This is a genomic window from Microcoleus sp. S1D4, from assembly GCF_036700765.1.
Lineage (GTDB): Bacteria > Cyanobacteriota > Cyanobacteriia > Cyanobacteriales > Microcoleaceae > Microcoleus.
In genome coordinates this window covers 176,065-195,250 of sequence record NZ_JAUBPP010000013.1, presented here as the reverse complement: position 1 = coordinate 195,250, position 19,186 = coordinate 176,065, and the positions used below count along the sequence as shown (strand labels likewise).

The 19,186-nt window shown below is 45.8% G+C and carries 14 protein-coding genes; 8 read left to right on the top strand and 6 right to left on the bottom strand.

Going from position 1 to position 19,186, the window contains the following annotated elements; translation table 11 throughout:
• Positions 1-170: 170 nt before the first annotated feature.
• The 3 genes from QT998_RS15815 to QT998_RS15805 all read right to left on the bottom strand — a co-directional run bounded on the left by QT998_RS15815 (position 171) and on the right by QT998_RS15805 (position 2,295).
• Positions 171-1,505: a serine hydrolase gene (locus QT998_RS15815; RefSeq protein WP_333090781.1), complete on the bottom strand. Its 1,335-nt coding sequence runs from the start codon at positions 1,503-1,505 to the stop codon at positions 171-173.
• Between the two features lie 204 nt (positions 1,506-1,709).
• A complete protein-coding gene (locus tag QT998_RS15810) occupies positions 1,710-2,090 on the bottom strand; it encodes a hypothetical protein (RefSeq protein WP_333116565.1) in 381 nt (126 codons plus the stop codon).
• 31 nt (positions 2,091-2,121) lie between these two features.
• Positions 2,122-2,295: a hypothetical protein gene (locus QT998_RS15805; RefSeq protein ID WP_194008214.1), complete on the bottom strand. Its 174-nt coding sequence runs from the start codon at positions 2,293-2,295 to the stop codon at positions 2,122-2,124.
• 361 nt (positions 2,296-2,656) lie between these two features.
• On the opposite strand from QT998_RS15805, the gene QT998_RS15800 reads away from it, so the two are divergent.
• Complete coding sequence (locus QT998_RS15800) at positions 2,657-4,516, top strand: AAA-like domain-containing protein (RefSeq protein ID WP_333116562.1); 1,860 nt, start codon at positions 2,657-2,659, stop codon at positions 4,514-4,516.
• Positions 4,517-4,782: 266 nt separating this feature from the next.
• Here the strand turns inward: QT998_RS15800 and QT998_RS15795 are convergent, their stop codons facing one another.
• On the bottom strand, positions 4,783-5,556 hold the full coding sequence (locus QT998_RS15795) for a 5-formyltetrahydrofolate cyclo-ligase (RefSeq protein WP_333116560.1): 774 nt from the start codon (positions 5,554-5,556) through the stop codon (positions 4,783-4,785).
• Positions 5,557-5,692: 136 nt separating this feature from the next.
• On the opposite strand from QT998_RS15795, the gene QT998_RS15790 reads away from it, so the two are divergent.
• On the top strand, positions 5,693-8,452 hold the full coding sequence (locus QT998_RS15790) for an AAA-like domain-containing protein (RefSeq protein ID WP_333116558.1): 2,760 nt from the start codon (positions 5,693-5,695) through the stop codon (positions 8,450-8,452).
• A gap of 508 nt (positions 8,453-8,960) precedes the next feature.
• On the opposite strand, the gene QT998_RS15785 is transcribed toward QT998_RS15790, so the two are convergent.
• Positions 8,961-9,425: a COP23 domain-containing protein gene (locus tag QT998_RS15785; RefSeq protein WP_333090773.1), complete on the bottom strand. Its 465-nt coding sequence runs from the start codon at positions 9,423-9,425 to the stop codon at positions 8,961-8,963.
• A gap of 366 nt (positions 9,426-9,791) precedes the next feature.
• Here QT998_RS15785 and QT998_RS15780 point away from each other — a divergent pair, with 366 nt between their 5' ends.
• The 5 genes from QT998_RS15780 (at position 9,792) to sixA (ending at position 17,362) form a co-directional block, all read left to right on the top strand.
• Complete coding sequence (locus tag QT998_RS15780; RefSeq protein ID WP_194008207.1) at positions 9,792-10,289, top strand: HNH endonuclease; 498 nt, start codon at positions 9,792-9,794, stop codon at positions 10,287-10,289.
• Positions 10,290-10,879: 590 nt separating this feature from the next.
• Positions 10,880-12,154, top strand: coding sequence for a DHH family phosphoesterase (locus QT998_RS15775; protein WP_333090772.1), 1,275 nt, complete (start codon positions 10,880-10,882; stop codon positions 12,152-12,154).
• A gap of 460 nt (positions 12,155-12,614) precedes the next feature.
• On the top strand, positions 12,615-12,782 hold the full coding sequence (locus QT998_RS15770) for a hypothetical protein (RefSeq protein WP_333090770.1): 168 nt from the start codon (positions 12,615-12,617) through the stop codon (positions 12,780-12,782).
• Positions 12,783-13,169: 387 nt separating this feature from the next.
• Positions 13,170-16,778 carry a diguanylate cyclase domain-containing protein gene (locus QT998_RS15765; RefSeq protein ID WP_333116555.1) on the top strand — a complete coding sequence of 1,203 codons (3,609 nt, stop codon included), beginning with the start codon at positions 13,170-13,172 and terminating at the stop codon, positions 16,776-16,778.
• An 89-nt stretch (positions 16,779-16,867) separates the two neighbouring features.
• Entirely contained in the window at positions 16,868-17,362 is a 495-nt protein-coding gene (sixA, locus tag QT998_RS15760; protein WP_194008204.1) for a phosphohistidine phosphatase SixA, read from the top strand.
• A 22-nt stretch (positions 17,363-17,384) separates the two neighbouring features.
• On the opposite strand, the gene QT998_RS15755 is transcribed toward sixA, so the two are convergent.
• Entirely contained in the window at positions 17,385-17,522 is a 138-nt protein-coding gene (locus tag QT998_RS15755; protein ID WP_333116552.1) for a hypothetical protein, read from the bottom strand.
• Between the two features lie 89 nt (positions 17,523-17,611).
• On the opposite strand from QT998_RS15755, the gene QT998_RS15750 reads away from it, so the two are divergent.
• Complete coding sequence (locus QT998_RS15750) at positions 17,612-18,784, top strand: citrate synthase (RefSeq protein WP_194008203.1); 1,173 nt, start codon at positions 17,612-17,614, stop codon at positions 18,782-18,784.
• Positions 18,785-19,186: the final 402 nt, after the last annotated feature.

Below are 19,186 nucleotides of genomic sequence, written 5' to 3'. Positions count from 1 at the left end.
AATGGTTATTAAATGGGATCGAAAAATCAAAAATAAAGGCAATGCTATTTTATCCGGTTTAGCTGCGTAGCAGCTTACCCGGATTTGGTATTTGTGATTAAAAATCTTCTGTTAAAGTCCGCCTTCGCGGACTTTGTTTGTTTCGTAGCGATTTGCATCGCCCAATTACCCTATCGAGGCAAATTATCGGGTAATTTCGCCGCAGGCTGGTCTAAATAATTGTAGACAATCCGCGAAATTCGACGCACAAAATCTCTGACAATTGGGTCATTGTAAGGACGTTTCACAAAAATTGCTGCTAAATAACGCTTGCCATTCGGCATATCAATAATCCCCGCATCGCCCACCACAAAACCGATATCTCCAGTTTTGTCAGCAATTACTGCTCCCGCCCCCAAACCCGAAGGCAACAGCGTTCTAGTTGTAGTACGCCGCAATAATTCTAAAGCCTGTTCTCTACTCGATTCCGAAACTAATTTCTCGCGAGACAGCATTGCTAGCAACTTTACCATATCCACAGAACTTGTGGTATTTGTTCCTTGGAAATCGCCTAACCAGTTGCGAATTCTCGTATCAGTTAATCCCCAACTGCGAAAACGTTCGTTGAGTTTAGCGATTCCTCCCAAACGTTCGATAATCATGTTGGTGGCTGTATTATCGCTGATCGTAATCATTTTATCTACGGTTTCTCTGATGCTAAACCGAGTGTTATTTGGTTCGTCCTGCATGGTTCCAGAACCGCTGGCCACTAAGTCCGACTTCATAATTAATGTTTCGTCCAGGCTAACTTTGCCCGCGTCTACATCTTGATAAAATGCAATTAGAATTGGCAATTTAATTGTACTCGCCGCCGGAAATACTCGATCGCCTTTGATATCCAAATATTCTCCTGTATCTAAATCCAGAAAAAACATTCCGGCACTCAGGGATCTGTATTGGGCGATCGCACTTTCAATCTGAGGCTTAATTGCGCTCATTTCCAAACCCGTTCGCATCTCCAAATCAGCGGCATAGTTTCTCTCAATTCCTGAAGCAACAGTAGGCGAAACTTGACGTGGTTTTTGTTCTACCTGGGTAATAGCTGTTGGTGGAAAAGACTCGTTGCCGGAGATTTGCTCTGGATTCGGCAACTGAAACGACCAGCGGGTTGCAGATTCTCTAATAACTCGGACTTTTTGCGGATCTAACTGATAACCGGGAGTTAATTGTATCACTAATCTGGTAGTTTCGCTATCAAATTGCCCGATTCTAATTTGTTGAATAGCTGAGTTGTAGCTTTGAGGACTTTCGGGATATTCCAAGACAATTCCCGGTAAATCAATTACTAAACGGGTGGGATTGGCAATAAGTTGAACTTGGGGTTGAACGCCTGAATCCGTAGTTAAGTTTAGTTGATTTTGGCTGGCATCGAAGTGCCATGATGTTAGTGTATCAGCTTTGACAGGCAGGGCGATCGACAAAACACTAATTAAAGAAGGCAACAGCCATCGCAGTTTTGGAGTCATATTTAAAGAGAAAGAGTTGAACGGCTGCAACGAAACAACGGCCAGAACAGCGTTCTCAACCGCTTTCGACGCAAACCACCTAGCATCATACAGTCAACTCTTGCCCGCAACCGTAAAGTTTATTATTTTGTTTTAGAATATTCCGTTGCCCGAACTGAAGAGACATTTTGACAAAAATCGAAAACAATCGAGAAATTATCTGCGTTAAGAAAGCCTCGATCTGCGTCGATCTGCGGTTTCGGCAATTACCAAATCTAAAATCGATTGGTTTCTAGCATCTTCGATCGAGTCGATCGCAGCTTTGAGAAAAACTTTGCCTTTAGCAACCTTGCGGCGATCGCTCAAATGATCGTAAGCTTCCCAATTACCGCTAACTTCGCGATCGTGCCACAGAAACCAGCCGCGATAGATTTCCCCGCTATCTATATCATCGCACAGAACCAGCCAATCATCCCCGGTGAGAGTGCTGTCATCTAACGCTATCAATTCAATCCACGCTAAGGCCGTGCAGGCATCGATCGCCTCAGCATCAACCAAGTTAGATGGTGTAGCGGTAGGTTTTGGCGAACAAAGTGTAGACTTCATAATTTCTCCTTAATCAAATTAATGAATGTTTTTATTTGTGGAACAGAGGGGGGACAGCAAGTGGAAAAACGTTGTTTTGATGAACTTCTGGTTGGTCGAATTTACCAGCGGCGGATACTTCTGTTAAATTATTAAGTGTATTAATTGTGAAAATTGCAGCGGTTCCTAAAGCTGCCATTGCCAGTCTGTGTAAGATTTTAGTCATTTTGATGCTCCTTTTTAGCTGGTATCGATTTTGCCAGTGTAGGGTGTGTCACCGAAGATATTTGACGCGAATCAGACAGTTTGTTTCTGCGGCACCCTTGGGTTTTGATGTATCTACTCTAAAAAATGCAGTGATTCCGGGCGGGGGAGATTGGGGAGTTAAGAAAAGTTTCTGGTTTTCAAATACATTCAAAGGTTGAAGCCGTTATCAGGATGGAGTTTGAAGAATCGATCGCCCAAAAAACCTCCCGCACTAAAATTCCTTAAATTCCGGCTAGCTGACTATCTGGCTCAAAATCGGCTAAAATAGGAACTTAAGACGTTAAACTTTTTAAATTTGTTCCCTTTTCAGTGCAAGCGAAGTGCTCAAGTCAAAACGATCTCGCGGCCGCATTCTCACAGCGTCGGGCTTAAAAAAGCTTAACGAGACGCTCCAAGAATGGTCTGACCGATATAACATTAGAGGTACTCTGACAGAAATCGAGGCTGAATCTGGCGTCGGTATCGATACAGTCAGCAAAATTAAGCAGGGTAGAGAAGGTGCGGATTTAAGTAAAATTCGTCAGTTGTTCGCCGCTTTCGATCTGACTCTGGCGAATGACGACCACCGATCGGCTAAACTAGACGATGCCGAAGGTGTCGGGGAGTCGGACAATTTAGCTGCGGCGGGGGAAACCGCCAGCAGTGTTAAAGTATTTGTCAGCTATCGCAGCGCCGAACCCGATCGCGAGTTGGGAAAACAGTTGGAAACTGCCCTAAGTGCGATCGGTCATACAGTTTTCACAGCCGAAAATAACATTAGATTGGGAGATAATTGGTTCGATCGCATTAACTTCTTCCTCAAAGAATGCGATTACTTGGTGTTGCTACTGCCACCAACAGTCAGCCAAAGCGAAATACTAACATATCAAGTTCAGCAAGCAAAAGAACTGCAAGATGCCCGCCCTGACAAAAAACCGATAATTCTCCCCATCCGCGTCGGTTTCCCGCTAAACGCGCCTTTAAACCACGACTTGCGGGGCTATCTGTACCGCATCAAACAAAGGGAATGGAAAACCACCGCTGACACACCAATTATTATCGAAGAAGTGCTAAATTTGCTAGCAGAAACTCCCGCACCAGTCCCAGAAGAACCGGAAGATTTAACGCAAAACCAAGTATTAGAAATTAGCAGCGACGAAATACCTCAACCAGTCGCCGAACCGGAATTACCGGGAGGACAAGTAGATGTCGCCTCTCAATTTTATGTAGAACGCCAGCCCATCGAAGAACGCTGCTATCAAACTATTGTACAGCCCAGCGCGTTAATTAGAATCAAAGCACCCAGACAAATGGGAAAAACTTCCTTGATGGCAAAAATTTTGCATCACGGAAGCCTTCAAGGTTATTGCACTGTCCCGCTAACTTTTCAGTTAGTAGATAAAGCCGTATTCGCCGATTTAGATCAATTCTTAAAATGGTTTTGCGCCTACGTCGGGCGCGAGTTGCACTTAGCAAATCAATTAGACGATTATTGGGACGAGATTTTTGGCAGCAAAGTCAACTGCAAAGATTACTTTGAAAAATATATTTTGCCCCAAATCGACAGTCCTTTAATTTTAGGATTAGACGAGATCGATCGCGTTTTCCAATATCCAGATATTGCCGAAGACTTTTTAGGACTGTTGCGGGCGTGGCACGAAGAATCAAAACGGCGCGACATCTGGAAAAAACTGCGATTAATTGTAGTTCATTCCACCGAAGTTTACATCCCGATGAACATCAATCAATCGCCTTTCAACGTGGGACTGCCCGTAGATTTACCGGAATTCAACCACCTGCAAATCCAAGATTTAGCCGCCCGTCACAATTTAAATTGGTCGGATGCAGAAATTGAGCAACTGACAGCAATAATCGGCGGTCATCCGTATTTAGTGCGAGTTGCATTATATCACATTTCGCAATCGGATTTGACCCTTGATGAATTACAAGAAACTGCTACCAGCGATGCGGGAATTTATAGCGACCATTTGCGCCGCCAATTGTGGAATTTGGAAGAATATCCAGAGTTAGCGGAGGGAATGAGAGAGATTGCAGCGGCGGACATTCCTGTTCAATTAAAGTCGATGCAGGCGTTTAAATTGGATAGTTTGGGGTTGGTGAAGTTGCAGGGTAACGAGTGCGTGCCGAGGAATGAACTGTACCGCCAATATTTTCGATCGCACTTAAGCGCGATCGGGTAATATTAAATCTGGGTTAAAAATATCCGATCGAAATCGGCGGTTGAAACCGCTCCTTGTCAAACAAAGTCCGCCTGCGCGGACTAAAGAATAATCAGGTGAACACTGCCCGTGAACGATATTTTTTTGATAACTTCCGATAATTGGCTAGATTGGATAACCGTGTTTGGTTATCTAGCTTTTACAGCTTTCATTGCATGGCGCGTCATCACCACAAAGTAGATGTATTATGAAATTATCTTCTTCTTCTTCTTTCTTACTTCGCGTCCTTAGCGCCTTCGCGGTTCGTTTAACTTTCGCAAAATCGGAATTTGTGCCAACTGTTCCGGCCGTATACTATCCCAGTTTAACCCTGTCGGACGCGGATAACTTGTATTAGTTTCAATTACCTCCTGGGCAGTAACAATCCAATTCAGCGGCCAATCGTGAGGCTGCATTGGCAAGCGCGAATCTGCCACAATTTGCAAAGGATGCACTGTTGTTACAATTGGGGTATCGATTTGTACTAATCCGAATTCTGTCAACATCGCCAATTCTAAATCGGCAAATCCTGCACCTTTTCCGGTTCTTCCACCGCTGCGCCCCGCCGCTACACAGCCGACTATTACTAAATCAATTGGTTCCATTTCTGTAAAACTTACCAATTTGCCGCAAGCGAGTGCTTTGCGGGCGATCCTCTTCGAGGGCTTCGCTAACGCACTTTCGGCAATAGATACATTTTGTCGCTGCAAATCCGCAGCAGTCAACTCAACAAAACAGCGATCGTCTGTCAAGCGCGGTACTGCCATATACAGCAATTTTCCGTCTTGCAAAGCGCGCATTCGCACCGGAATTTGTGCCGCATCTGGATTGCACTTAATTGTTTTTGCTTGTTGCCAAATTGGTAAATTTGCCAATTTTTCTGCCGCCATGTCGGCACCAACAAAGTTGGGAATATGACCAAAGCAATCGCCAATAGATGCAGATTGCTGCTTTAGAAAAGACCAAATTTCTGTTCTTAATTGGTCTTTGTCCTGGTGATATCCAATCCAATCAGTTTTCATGCTGTATTGTGGTACAATATATTATACAAAATTAAACTTTAATACCGCCTCATTTCTTCAGTCCGCGCAGGCGGACTTCGTTTGACTAGGAGCGGTTTCAACCGCCGAATAATCGAAGCCGTAATTTTGTTATCTTATGGATTTTACCACAAAGCCCAGTTACTATCAAGTCGGCGGCAGTCTCGGCACTAATGCTCCCAATTACGTCAAGCGCCAAGCAGATGACGACTTCTACAACGGATTGAAAGCGGGGGAATTTTGCTATGTTTTGAATTCGCGACAAATGGGAAAATCTAGCTTGCAAGTGCGGACAATTCAGCGGCTGAGAGATGAAGGAATTGCTTGTGCTGCGATCGACATTTCGGAAATTGGCAACCGCAGCGTGACTCCCGAACAGTGGTATGCTGGGTTACTCCGCATTCTGGAAAATAACTTTAATCTGTCGGATGTTGTCAACGTGCGGACTTGGTGGCGCGATCGCAATTTTTTAAGTCCGGTTCAAAGATTGAGCGAATTCATCGAAACTGTACTGCTAGCCAACATTTCCAGCAATATTGTCATTTTTATTGACGAAATCGACAGCATTCTCGCCTTGGATTTTCCCGCCGATGATTTTTTGGCGTTAATTCGATCGTGCTACAACAAGCGCGCCAACAATCCAGAATTCGATCGCCTGACGTGGGCACTTTTAGGAGTAGCATCGCCAGCGGATTTGTGCCGCGACAAGAATCTCAGCAGCAGCACCCCTTTTAATATCGGTAGGGCGATCGAACTAACGGGTTTTGACGAAACAGAAGCGCAACCGCTAGCAGCGGGGTTGGCCGAGCTTACAGACCAATCTGGGGAAGTTTTGAAAGAAGTATTGTATTGGACTGGCGGGCAACCTTTCCTCACTCAAAAGCTGTGCAAACTTCTGTTTGAAAATGCCGAATTAATCCCGGATTTACCCCAGGGCAGGCACGGGGGCACCGCCCCTACATTCGGGGATCGAGAGGGAGTCAATAATCCTCAACAGTGGGTTGAGGAAGTGGTGCGCTTGAAAATCGTGGATAATTGGGAATCTCAGGATGTACCCGAACATTTGTCCACAATTCGTGATCGGCTTTTCAAAGAAAACCAACGCATTATCAGAAGACTCGGATTGTACCAACAAATTTTGCAGCAAGTTGACATTGTTCCCGATCGCAGTGCCGAACAAATGGAATTGCGCTTAACCGGATTAATCGTCAAGCGTCGGGAAAAATTAACAATTTCCAATCCAATTTATCAAGCTGTATTTAACAAAAACTTAATCGCCCAAAAGTTAGAAAAACTATCGCCTTATTCCGAAGCTATCAAAGTCTGGCTGAATTCAAACTGCGAGGATAATTCCCAACTGTTGCGCGGTGATAATTTACAGTCAGCATTAGTTTGGGCCGCCGACAAAAGCTTGAGAAACGAAGATTTTAAGTTTTTGACAGCCAGCCAAAAAATGATTTTCAGCGACCAAAATCAACTGCTGCAAGCAGCTACACTAGAAACCAAAAAAGCAGCGCGCGATGCCGAAACAGCTTTGATAGAAGCTGATGCAGCCAAGCACAAAGCGCAACAGTGGATCGGCATCGGTTCAGCGGTACTCGCAGCCTCGTTAATTGGGGCGATCGGCTTTTCAACTCTCGCTTACCAGCGTTTTAAACTCGCACAAGCAAGTATTGAAATCGAACAAAATGGCAGCGATGCTTTGCTATTAGCGGTATCTCAAAAGACAGATAACAGCCAAGCTTTATCAGAAGCGTTACTCAGGGCGATCGCCTCTGGAGAAAAATTAAAAACCCTGGTTAATAATAAACCAAATTTAGAACAATATCCAGCCACAAGGCCGCTGCTAGCATTACAAATAATTCTCGATAAAATCAGTAAAAAACAGCAAATAAAAGCATCATCACTTCCGCACTTGGTGAAGTGGCAAGCTCATGCAGGTGCAGTTACCAGCGTCAGTTTTAGCCCTGACAGACAAATTTTAGCAACCGCAGGTATAGACGATAAAGTTCGGATTTGGAACTTTTCCGGGTCTAAAATTGCTGAATGGAAAGCTTTGCAGCAGTCAGTTAATATGGTAAGCTTTAGCCCGGATGGCAAGTTTTTAGCAACGGCAGGAAAGGACGGCACAGTTGAATTTTGGAACTTATCAGGCAAAAATATTTCGAGTTTTCAAGCAATTAAAGGCTCAGTTGCCAGCATCAGTTTTAGTTCCGATTCAAAGTTTTTAGCTGCGGCAGGAATCGACAGCAATGCGGCAATTTTGCCCTTATCCAAACAGCCTAAACTAATATCATTTATTGTCAAACTTCCCGGTCATAACGGCTTAGTCAGAAGCGTAAATTTTAGCCCTAAAGGAGATTTTGTCACGACTTTAGACGGCAAATCTACAGTGCGAATTTGGAATTTATCAGGACAATTGGAAAAAATACTGCCGGTGCAGGCAATTGGTATCAGCTTCAGTCCGGCTAAACAGCAGTATCGCTTTGCTACAGTAACATTTAACGGCAAAGTCGGGCTGTGGAATTTGTCAGAAAAAGAATTAATGAATGAATTTCAAACCTTGCATTTTGATGCTAAATCAATCAGTTTTAGTCCAGACGGAGAAAGGCTGGCTACTGTGGGAATTGACAAGACGGTGCGGCTGTGGAATTTAGCGGGGCGACAGGTTGCTCAATTTGAGTTTGAGGAGAATGTTGTTAGTGTTGGTTGGAGTCGAGACGGCAAGCAAATTGCTGTAGCTGGAAGCAACGGCACTGTCTGGCTGAGACAGGTTGAAGGGTTGGCAGAATTGCTGAAGCAAAGTTGCAATTTTCTTGGTAGTAAACCGGAGTATTTCAGAAGGGTTTCAACTATCTGCAAGCAATCAAATTATTAAGAATACAGACACGGCAATATCGATATATATATAGCCTTTCTCAGAAAGATGAGGTACTATCTGGGATAGGGCATTGGGAATTGGCCAAACAGGGAATTGGCCAAACAGGGCATTGGCCAAACAGGGCATTGGGCATATCTCACTTTTTTGATAACCGCTATATCGTAATAAGTAAGGTTCGTAGTGCGGACTAAAGTGCACTCTTAATTTTCGGACTGAAGTCCGCACTACAAACCCATATTATTAAGGAGGCAGAGCCTCCGGATCTGCATTACCAGGCAGAGCCTGGTAACGAGCAAATGGCTAATGACTAATGACTAATGACTGTTAGTTGTTATTTGTTAGTTGTTAGTTGTTATTGGGAATTGAGAATTGGAAATTGGAAATTCGCCGCCAATAACCAATAACCAATAACCAATAGCCAATAACCAACAACTAATGACTAATGACTAAGGACTAATGACTAATGACTAAGGACTAATGACTAATGACTAATGACTAATGACTATCAATTTACCTTGACAGGCGAAACACTTACATTCGGATTTTTAACTCTTCTTAAAAGTTCTTGTCGGGCTTGTTCGGAATTCTGCCCTTTTGGCACTTGATATAATAATCTACAGGAACCGTCTTGAGGATTAGCTGCACAAATAATTAGTTGACCGCTAGGAGATGCACCTGCTGTGACAAGATTGTCCCAGTTTCCTTGGGGTTGCGAGTTGTTGAGAATTCCCGAGACTCTGGTGCAGCGAGTAATTGCGTCTTCTCCTGATTCATTGAAATAGTTATCGGCTACCCACAGAATAACGGGAATATTTTTGCCTTGTTGCACAGCAATTGTGGCCGGGCGCCCGCCCGCAGCGCCGCAGAAAAATGAGGGGGTTTGGGCAAATGCTGGACAGTTTCCTAACATCGGAACTGCTAGGGCAATAATTGACGTGCTAAAAGCTGACTTTAAAAGCCGAAATTTCATGGGCGGTAATAAGCTTTTTCATTTATGGTTACTAATACTCTAAAAAATTAGACTGCTTCTTGCCGGGAAGATTAGGCATTTAGGGAAAAAAATAAAAATTATTCTGTAAAGTTTGCCCGTTAGCGAAGCCCTCGGAGAGGATCGCCCATACTGGTGTCATCAGGGTCAAAATTCACCGAAAAATGCTCGCCGACAGACATCGAGGGCAGAAAAGAAGTGCAGCCACAAAGGGCGCAGGTGCGAAGCTATAGGGTAAAGGTGCGGTTTTTCAGCGTTTTTTGTTAAGCCTTGCCCCGATCGCTCTCGCCCCCCCTAATCTGCAACCTGTGTTAGCATCAGTAAAAATATTCTCTTTAATAATCAACAATGGGCAATGTTCTAGTGCTCAACGCATCCTACGAACCGCTCAACATCACCAATTGGCGAAGGGCGGTAATTTTGTTGTTGAAAGGAAAAGCAGAACAGGTAGAACATAACGGGAAATTTATTGCACCAAACTTCCCGCTACCAACTGTGATCCGACTGAGGCATTACGTCCGAGTTCCCTATAAGGAAATTCCGCTTACCCGCCGGAACATCTTGCACCGGGACGCGCACTCTTGTCAATACTGCGGTTATACCGGAGACGGTTTGACGCTGGATCATGTGATTCCTCGATCGCGCGGAGGAGGCGACAGTTGGGAAAACCTCGTCACGGCTTGTATGCGCTGCAACGTGAATAAAGGCAGTCGCACCCCGAAAGAATCGGGAATGCTGCTGCGCTATCCACCGAGGAAACCTCACAGCGGTCTTTATTTTGAAGTGACGAAACAAGTTAAGAGTGGTATGCACAAAGAATGGCAAAAATATGTAATTGGCCTTTAACACCCCTGTCAGCGAAAGCGCGGGGGTTTTTTGCAGAAGTTTTGAGTTGTAGGGATGCGCCGGTCAGCGCGCGCGCCCGATCGTTTAAAGTTAAAAGTTAAATAATAGAGAACTTACGCTTTTAAATCGGGTTTTTCATCAGAAATATTGGCTTTGATAACGAAGCACCTACAAAAAAACCAGGTTTAAGGGCTTTTGGCGCGCAAGTTCTGAGAGAATTACAGTCCGGGACGCACGCGGTGTCAAAAACTTGGTTTTTGCATCAAGTATCTCTCGGCTCGATCGACAATTTTTCTGAGAAACCGGGTTTTTTTGCTTAACTCCTATCCAAGAAACCGCGTTTTTGCCTCATCTATGGGGAGCATCTCAGTTTTGCAAAAAGTATTTTTTTTCTTATAGTGCGAGCACATCAAGAGCTCGCGAGTTGTACAATACGCGAGCGGGGACGCTCGCACTATAATGCAAAACTGAAATGCTCCCAATCTAGGGACTATAGCGCATACTTTTTTCCAACATAATTTTCTCCAAAAACCCGGTTTTTGGCCGCTCCTCCGTAAGTCCTAAATTAATTAAATGGTTAAACTTTAACAATGAAAGACCGCCCGCCTACTAATTCAGATGAAACATCTAGCAACCGCGAAGGTGAGGTTGACCCCATCGGCGAGGCTGTACGTGCAGCGAATGAACTCCAGAAACGGCGCAGCAAAGCTGAAGTTGCTTCCGAAGAAAATCGCGCCAGTCTCCGCGAGGAATTGCACGCTCGTAAAGTCGAGCAATTGCGCCAAATGTTCGATCGCAACAAAGGCAGTCGCCAGTTAATTTTGCTGCAAGATTTTCCAGACCCCGACGCGCTTTCAAGTGCTTGGACTTACAAATTAATCGCCGAAAAATACGATATCCAATGCGAGATTATCTACGCCGGCACTCTCAGCCACCAAGAAAATATTGCCTTAGTCAAATTAACAGGGTTGCCGTTGCAGCGGTGGACGTTGGAAACGGCAAAAACTAAGAATTTATCGGCTTATAAGGGGTGCGTTTTTATCGATAACCAAGGCACTACTTGTAACTTAACTGAGTTTATTTTAGGGGCGGGAATTCCGATCGCAGCAGTTATCGACCACCACAGTTTGCAGGGGGAAATGAACGCAGAATTTACGGATTTGCGCCCGGAAATCCGCGCTACAGCCACGATTTTTACGGAGTATTTGCAGGCGGGAATGTTAGCTTTTGACAGCAGTATCAGCCAGCACGTCAAGTGCGCTACGGCTTTGATGCACGGTTTGCGATCGGATACGAATGCCCTCAGACAAGCTCAGGAGGAAGAGTTTTTAGCTGCTGCTTATTTGAGCCGTTTTTATGACTCGCAGTTGTTGAATGCGGTGTTGCAGTCGTCTCGTTCTAAATGGGTGATGGATGCGATCGAGCGATCGCTCAAACACCGCATCGTCCAGAACAATTTTTCCATCGCCGGCATCGGCTACCTCCGCTATGACGATCGGGATTCTATTCCCCAAGCAGCGGACTTTTTAATGACCGAAGAGAACGTGCACACAGCCGTTGTCTATGCAATTGTTCACGATAAAGACGAAGAAATTGAAGTAGTAATTGGCTCGCTGCGAACGAATAAACTGACTCTCGATCCCGACGAATTTATTAAAGAAGCCTTCGGGAAAAATGCTGAAGGACGCTTTTTTGGCGGTGGTAGAAGTCAAGCTGGAGGCTTTGAAATTCCGGTGGGATTTCTTTCTGGCGGAAATGAAGATAGCGATTATGCAAGGATGAAATGGGAAGTATTTGATGCTCAGATCAAGCAAAATTTGCTAGATTTAGTTAGTCCTAAAGAGAATCCGATTTACGATCATTAACTTTGGAGTTTCTAGGCGCGGCCTTGATTCCAGCAATAGCCTGGGAATGCGATGCGGGGTTCGACCTCCGGTTGCTACCAGGTTTTGCCATATTTTTTCTACCGAAGCGCAAACTCTCAACTTAATCGTCAGTCCTCCCCGCATTTCAACTCTCCTCAACCGGGTTTTTTCACTCTTATTGAGGGTTGGAAATCAAATCCAGCACACCTCTGTCAGTTTGAACGAAGTAATATCGGCGTTGCTGATTTACGGTACGATCTCAATTCCGGTTGCACTCCTCATGATGTTAACTGTTAACAGTCAACAGTCAACAGTCAACAGTCAACAGTCAACAGTGAATTTACTATTCCGATGAAGACAGGATTTGATATGAGGTAATGGACGGTAGCATCGGAATAATCTATTTGGACGATCGCACTCATAATTCCGATACTACCGGATTTGAGATGAAATCCTAAATATGCCAGTCATAGAAACCAGTATCGACAAAGCTGGAGGATTTTCAACTGATTTTTTTCATACCCTGATTAAGCAACGCCATAGATTTTATCCCATTTCCCAAAAATACACACCAAACAAACCGGGTATTTTAACTATTGTCAAAGGATGCAACAAAGTATTTTCGTGAAAAACCAGGAGTTGGGAAAAATTTAGTTGGCTCTAGCTTACTAAAATTCACGATATGATTCTTCAATCATAACACTTCTACAGGGTTAACTTTTTTCAATTTGCTGATAAATTCACTAAGTTAATCATAATTCGTTATATTTGGCGCAGAAAAATTCCGCTCGGAATTAGAAAATAAACGCCGTAAAAAAGCAAAATAAATCTAGAAAAATTTAGATGATTTGCTAAGTTTAAAAAACTAAGATTTGTAGTGTTCTCGCTTTCAAAATACAAATTAAGTATTTTTTTTGATAATCCTAACAACAGATTATGAGAATTTAAAAAAATATTATATTTATTTGTTGCGGGGTAGAATAGTAATAAATAGCTAAAAAAAAGGAACACGGAGATGTCTACAAAACAGACTTTCTCTTGGTCGTTAGAGAAAATCCTAGAAAAACTTTCAGAAATTGTAATTCAAATCAACGAGTTCGGGGATCGGGAGAGCATTTTGCAATGTGCGGTAGCAGAAACTAGGGTGCTGCTGCAAACCGATCGCGTAATTATTTATCGCTTCCTACCGCATGGAGATAGTGCAGTATTGGCTGAATCCGTTGGTGGCGAGTGGCCGCCCATGCTGGGACAACTGATTGATGACCCTTGCTTTGAAACAACCTGGCTAAAGGGTTACAGCCAGGGACAAACCAGCAGCATTGCTGATATTAACAGCGGTCATATTCCAGCTTGTCATGTCGAATTGCTCGATCGCCTCCAAGTGCAGGCAAATTTAGTTGTACCAATTTTGCTAGATGGCAAACAGCAGCAATCTCCGAAGCTGTGGGGACTGTTGATTGCTCATCAATGCCGAAGTCCGCGTCAGTGGGAACCTCTCGACATTCAGATCCTGCAACACGTTGCAGTGCAGCTCAGCTTGAGGATGCGGCAACTGGAATCTCACCACCCGGTGCTGCCAAATCAACCGCCACAACTCGAAACAGCACCGGCTCAAACTGTCACCAATATAGAAAGAGTCAACCGTCAAAATAGCCTGGAACCAGACAGTGCCTGTTCCCTGAGCGGCGATATTATCCACCTCAGAGCCTTTGACTTGTTGCAAAACCCGATCTGGATATTTGATATTGAGCATTGGCAAATGCGGTGGGCAAACCAAGCATCCTTGTACCTGTGGAATGCTGCGACGCGGCAAGAACTCACGAGCCGCAACTTTAGCGATGTGTCAGAGTCTACTCGGATTCGCTTGCAGAGCTATCTGCAGCAGTTTGAGCAAGGCCAAACCTTGTCCGAGCGGTGGACGTTTAACCCCGCCGGTGAGCCTGTTTCTGTCGGCTGTCGGTGCTCTGGCATCAGGATTGACGGCGGGCGTTTGGCAATGCTGGTGCAGGGTACGATCGAAACCGTCGATCGAATTGAGCCGGAAACTCTGCGATCGATCGAAGCACTCCGCCACACCACGCTGATGGTTTCCCTGTACAGCCTAGAAGGCTTGCTGCTGCTGCAAAACCAGGCGGCCTTGCGCTGTTATGGAAACACAGACAATGCTTTTGTGAGCCGCTTTGTTGACGATCGGGTAGGAGAGCGAGCAATGGCAGTTCTCAAGTCCGGTGAGGTCTTTAGTGCTGAGGCTCAAGTGATTACTCTGGCGGGAATTCGGTGGCACGAGATGGACGTGCGATGTAGCAACGACCCGGTAACAGGCAACCCGATGTTGCTCGTAAACGAAAAGGACATTACCGACCGCCAGCAGACGGAAACAGCCCTGCAACAGAGTGAAGCCCGGTTGTCAGAAGCCCAGCGGGTTGCCCAGATCGGTAACTGGGAATGGGACGTAATTACGAGTAAAATTACCTGGTCTCCCCAACTATTCGAGATTGTGGGACGCAACAGGGCCCTGGGGGAACCTACCTATGAAGAAAACCTACAGCTTTACCATCCCGAAAGCGCCGAACAGCTACACCAGCTAGTTCTACGATCCCTCAGTCACGGAGAACCCTATCGATTGCGGCTCAGAGTCTTGGGTGTCAATGGTTCGATCCGCTATATCGAAGGCAGGGGACAAGTCCAACTAAATGCAGAGGGACAAGTCATTCGGTTGTTTGGCACATCCCAAGACATTACGGATCTGGTATTGGCCGAAACAGAACTCAGAGAAATGAGTACAGCCCTTGCTAATGCCGTGGAAGGCATCTCGCGGCTGGATCAACACGGAACGTATATCAGTGTTAATCAAGCCTATGCCAATATAGTGGGTTATCAGCCTGAAGAAATGGTTGGTATGAATTGGCAGAAAACGGTTGTTCCAGAAGATCTGGAAATGATGCTAGTGGCTTATCAAAAAATGCTAGCCGGAGGCCGAGTGGAAGTTGAGGCTAGGGGTATTAGGAAAGATGGCTCGATCTTTTACAAGCAGGTGGTCATGGTGACAGCCTGCGACGATCGCGATCGACCGATCGGGCATCACTGTTTTATGAAGGATATCACCGATCGCAAACAAGCAGAAGCAGCATTGCAACAAGAGTTCGAGCGTCAGGCTGTGGTGATTGCCACCCAACAGGAAATCGCCATCCGCAATCCCAATCTCGATGCAGTAATGGCGGTGATTGCAGAGAGGACTCAAGATTTGACCCGCGCCGATGGAGCAGTGATTGAAATCGTGGAAGGGGATGAAATGGTGTATCGGGCAGCCAGCGGTATCGCCACCAGCTATCTTGGATTACGGCTCAAAGTAGGGACAAGTTTATCGGGAAAATGTATTGCGACCGGCCAAATCATGATTTGCGAGGATTCAGAAACCGATGCACGGGTGGATCTGGCTGCCTGTCAGCGCATTGGTCTCCGGTCAATGGTGGTTGTTCCCTTGTTCTATCAGGGCGATCGGGTTGGCGTCTTAAAAGTCGTTTCAGCTATACCCTCTGCCTTTACAGAGTCAGATATCCAAACTTTACAACTAATGGCGGGGTTTATGGCCGGGAGCCTGCATCTGGCTTCGGAGTTTGATGCTAAAAACAGTCTCCTGAGTCAATTGCAGGAAAGCGAGGAACGGTATCGTTCTGTGATTACTACCATGACCGAAGGTGTCGTACTTCAGCTAGCAGACGGACAAATTACTGCCTGTAATGCTAGTGCTGAAAGGATTATGGGGCTCACAGCAGACCAAATGATGGGGCGTACATCCGTAGATTTAGACTGGCGAACCGTTGGCGAGGATGGCTCCCCGTTCCCGGGGGAACAGCATCCGGCAACGATCACCCTACGCACGGGAGAAGCGCGATCGAATGTGGTGATGGGCATTCACAAATCGGATCAAACCCTGACTTGGATTTCGATTAATTCTCAACCGCTGTTCCATCTCAATCAATCTCAACCCTATGGAGTAGTGACCACTTTCGCTGATATTACAGAACGCCAGGAGGCCGAGGAGATTCTGAAAAACCGGGCGGAACAAGAAAGATTAATGGCTATGACAGATGGGTTAACCCAAGTAGCAAACCGCCGCTGTTTTGATGAGCGATTGGAGTCGGAATGGCACCGACTGATGGAGGGCAAACAACAGTTGTCATTGATTATGTTGGATGTGGATTATTTTAAGCGATATAACGATTGCTACGGACATCAAGCTGGGGATATTTGTTTGGTGAAAGTGGCGAAAGCTGCGGCGGCTGCGGTTAAACGTTCGACGGATTTGTTTGTGCGCTATGGGGGCGAAGAATTTGCTGCTATTCTGCCAAATACGGATGCTGCAGGGGCGATCGCAGTTGCTGAGTCGATGCGAGATGCGATCGGAGATTTGGCCATCCCTCACGAGCAATCTGAGGTGAGTGCGATCGTGACTGTGAGTATGGGAATTGCTAGCATAGTTCCCTGCTGTGGCGAATCGCCGGATGAATTGATCGCCACAGCCGATCGAGCATTGTATGATGCGAAACGACAAGGGCGCGATCGCTACGCCTGTGGCGCATACCAGATGACAGTGCCAGATGTCAATCCAGTTGTAGAATAGGTAAAATATGTCGATCGCGCCAAACTTCATCCCTAAGTGCGTGTAAGCCGGGGCGTAGCCATCGCACAATTATCACAAGGACAGCCACAGTGCATCTCTACCTAGTCCGTCACGGCATCGCAGCGGAACCCGAAGAATACGATACAGACTCAGAAAGGCCCCTGACTAAACAGGGCGATCGTAAAACCCACAAAATCGCCCAGCGACTGTACGATCTCGAAATTCAGTTCGATCTGATTCTCACCAGTCCTCTACTGCGCGCCACGCAAACCGCCCAAATTCTGCTGTCAGCAGGCCTGAGTTCCCAAATAGAAGAATCCGCCGCCCTCGCACCTTCAGGAGACATCGGGGACTGGCTGAGGTGGTACAAGCAGTGGCAGGAAAGTGGCAGCCGCAGCTTAGTTTTGGTAGGCCACCAACCAGATTTGGGCAATTGGGCAGAAACTTTGCTTTGGGGGCGATCGCAAGATGCCCTGATCCTCAAAAAAGCAGGTATCATCGGCTTAATCCTCCCCGAAACAGGCTCCCCAGTCGGCCGCAGCCAAATGTTCTGGCTCACAGGGCCCAAGTTTTTGCTTTGCTAGAAACAGTGAATCGGCACCACAATCACAGGGCGCGCCAGCCCTCTTTGACCGGCATTCTCCGACTCCGCAACCGGGCGTGAGGAGATAAAATATCTAACGGTGCGATCGCAAACTCTATGGAAAAATCTCGTTTCTGAGCATCCTTGCGCCTCGGTAGCACCTAAATGATTATTTGTCAAGACGGTGACACTATCTTGCTTTCTGGTAATGTAATTTGATTAGATTCAACTCACACAATACGGTATCGCAATGGTCGTCGGCGAATTCAAACCAGGTTTAGAAGGTGTTCCCGCCACCTTGTCCAGTATTAGTTATGTAGATGGACAAAAAGGGGTGCTAGAATATCGCGGGATTAGCATTGAGGAACTAGCTCTCAAAAGTTCCTTTGTGGAAACTGCATATTTATTAATCTGGGGCGTACTTCCGACACAGGAAGAACTAGAAGCTTTCGAGCATGAAATTCGCTATCACCGCCGGATCAAATATCGCATCCGGGATATGATGAAATGCTTTCCCGAAAGAGGACATCCAATGGACGCGCTGCAAGCTTCAGCAGCGGCCTTGGGCTTATTCTACTCGCGCCGAGCTTTGGCTAACCCAGCATACATTCGAGAAGCTGTAGTGCGGCTGCTAGCCAAAATTCCCACAATGGTGGCGGCGTTCCAGCAAATGCGACGGGGTAATGACCCGCTGTTGCCGAGGGACGACTTAAACTACTCGGCTAACTTTCTTTATATGCTCAACGAGCGAGAACCAGATCCGCTGTTGGCTAATATTTTTGATGCTTGTCTGACTCTCCACGCCGAGCATACAATCAATGCTTCTACATTTTCGGCAATGGTAACAGCTTCGACACTAACAGACCCTTACGGGGTGATTGCTTCAGCAGTTGGCACTTTGGCCGGGCCGCTGCACGGAGGAGCAAATGAAGAAGTGATTGATATGTTGCACCAAATTGGTTCGATAGAAAACGTGCGGCCTTTTGTCGAGAAGTGCATTGAAAATAAGGAAAAAATCATGGGCTTCGGCCACCGAGTTTACAAGGTGAAAGATCCCAGAGCAACTATTCTTCAAGGGTTAGCCGAAAAGTTGTTTGAAAATTTTGGACATGACGATTATTACGACATTGCTATCGAGTTGGAAGCAGTGGTTGAGGAAAAAATGAGTCATAAAGGAATTTACGCAAATGTAGATTTCTATTCGGGTCTGGTTTATCGGAAAATGGAAATTCCGACCGACTTATTTACGCCTGTTTTTGCGATCGCCCGCGTTGCCGGCTGGCTGGCCCACTGGAAGGAACAGCTAGAAGCAAATCGCATTTACCGGCCTACTCAAATCTATACAGGGACTCACGGCGAACCTTATATTGCGATCGGGGACAGGCCCGCATCCTCAAGCATAGCGATCGACCCAGACCGGTAAATGGCGATCGGACTTGTTTTTCAAACTGAAGTAGTCGTAGGGTGCGTCGCCCTGCAAAAATCTGTCAATAAAAATCGACTTTTCGAGTAGCGACGCACCTTACCAAAATTTTGGTTTTTTTCCTCATCTCTGGAAAAAAACAGGTGCGTCACCATGAAATTGTCGCTGTTGATGAAGGATTGTCGATGGCGACACACCCTACGGATAAAATTTGCGCTTAAGCGATCGCCTTTAGCAAACTTGAGAAGATGATTGTTGAGGCGATCGCAAAAGTTAAGAATTAAGAAGCGATCGGGGCATAACAAATCATTGGAGCGGACAAATTATGATATTCTGGTTTTGGGCATAAGTTTTTCTGCCACTCAATTCAACCGTTAGCGGTAATTGTAATGAACAATTTCA

Excerpts from the sequence above, each read along its gene's own strand:
- QT998_RS15815 (WP_333090781.1), bottom strand. The coding sequence starts at position 1,505 with ATGACTCCAAAACTGCGATGGCTGTTGCCTTCTTTAATTAGTGTTTTG.
- QT998_RS15810 (WP_333116565.1), bottom strand. The coding sequence starts at position 2,090 with ATGAAGTCTACACTTTGTTCGCCAAAACCTACCGCTACACCATCTAAC.
- QT998_RS15805 (WP_194008214.1), bottom strand. The coding sequence starts at position 2,295 with ATGACTAAAATCTTACACAGACTGGCAATGGCAGCTTTAGGAACCGCT.
- QT998_RS15795 (WP_333116560.1), bottom strand. The coding sequence starts at position 5,556 with ATGAAAACTGATTGGATTGGATATCACCAGGACAAAGACCAATTAAGA.
- QT998_RS15790 (WP_333116558.1), top strand. The coding sequence starts at position 5,693 with ATGGATTTTACCACAAAGCCCAGTTACTATCAAGTCGGCGGCAGTCTC.
- QT998_RS15785 (WP_333090773.1), bottom strand. The coding sequence starts at position 9,425 with ATGAAATTTCGGCTTTTAAAGTCAGCTTTTAGCACGTCAATTATTGCC.
- QT998_RS15780 (WP_194008207.1), top strand. The coding sequence starts at position 9,792 with ATGGGCAATGTTCTAGTGCTCAACGCATCCTACGAACCGCTCAACATC.
- QT998_RS15775 (WP_333090772.1), top strand. The coding sequence starts at position 10,880 with ATGAAAGACCGCCCGCCTACTAATTCAGATGAAACATCTAGCAACCGC.
- QT998_RS15770 (WP_333090770.1), top strand. The coding sequence starts at position 12,615 with ATGCCAGTCATAGAAACCAGTATCGACAAAGCTGGAGGATTTTCAACT.
- QT998_RS15765 (WP_333116555.1), top strand. The coding sequence starts at position 13,170 with ATGTCTACAAAACAGACTTTCTCTTGGTCGTTAGAGAAAATCCTAGAA.
- QT998_RS15750 (WP_194008203.1), top strand. The coding sequence starts at position 17,612 with ATGGTCGTCGGCGAATTCAAACCAGGTTTAGAAGGTGTTCCCGCCACC.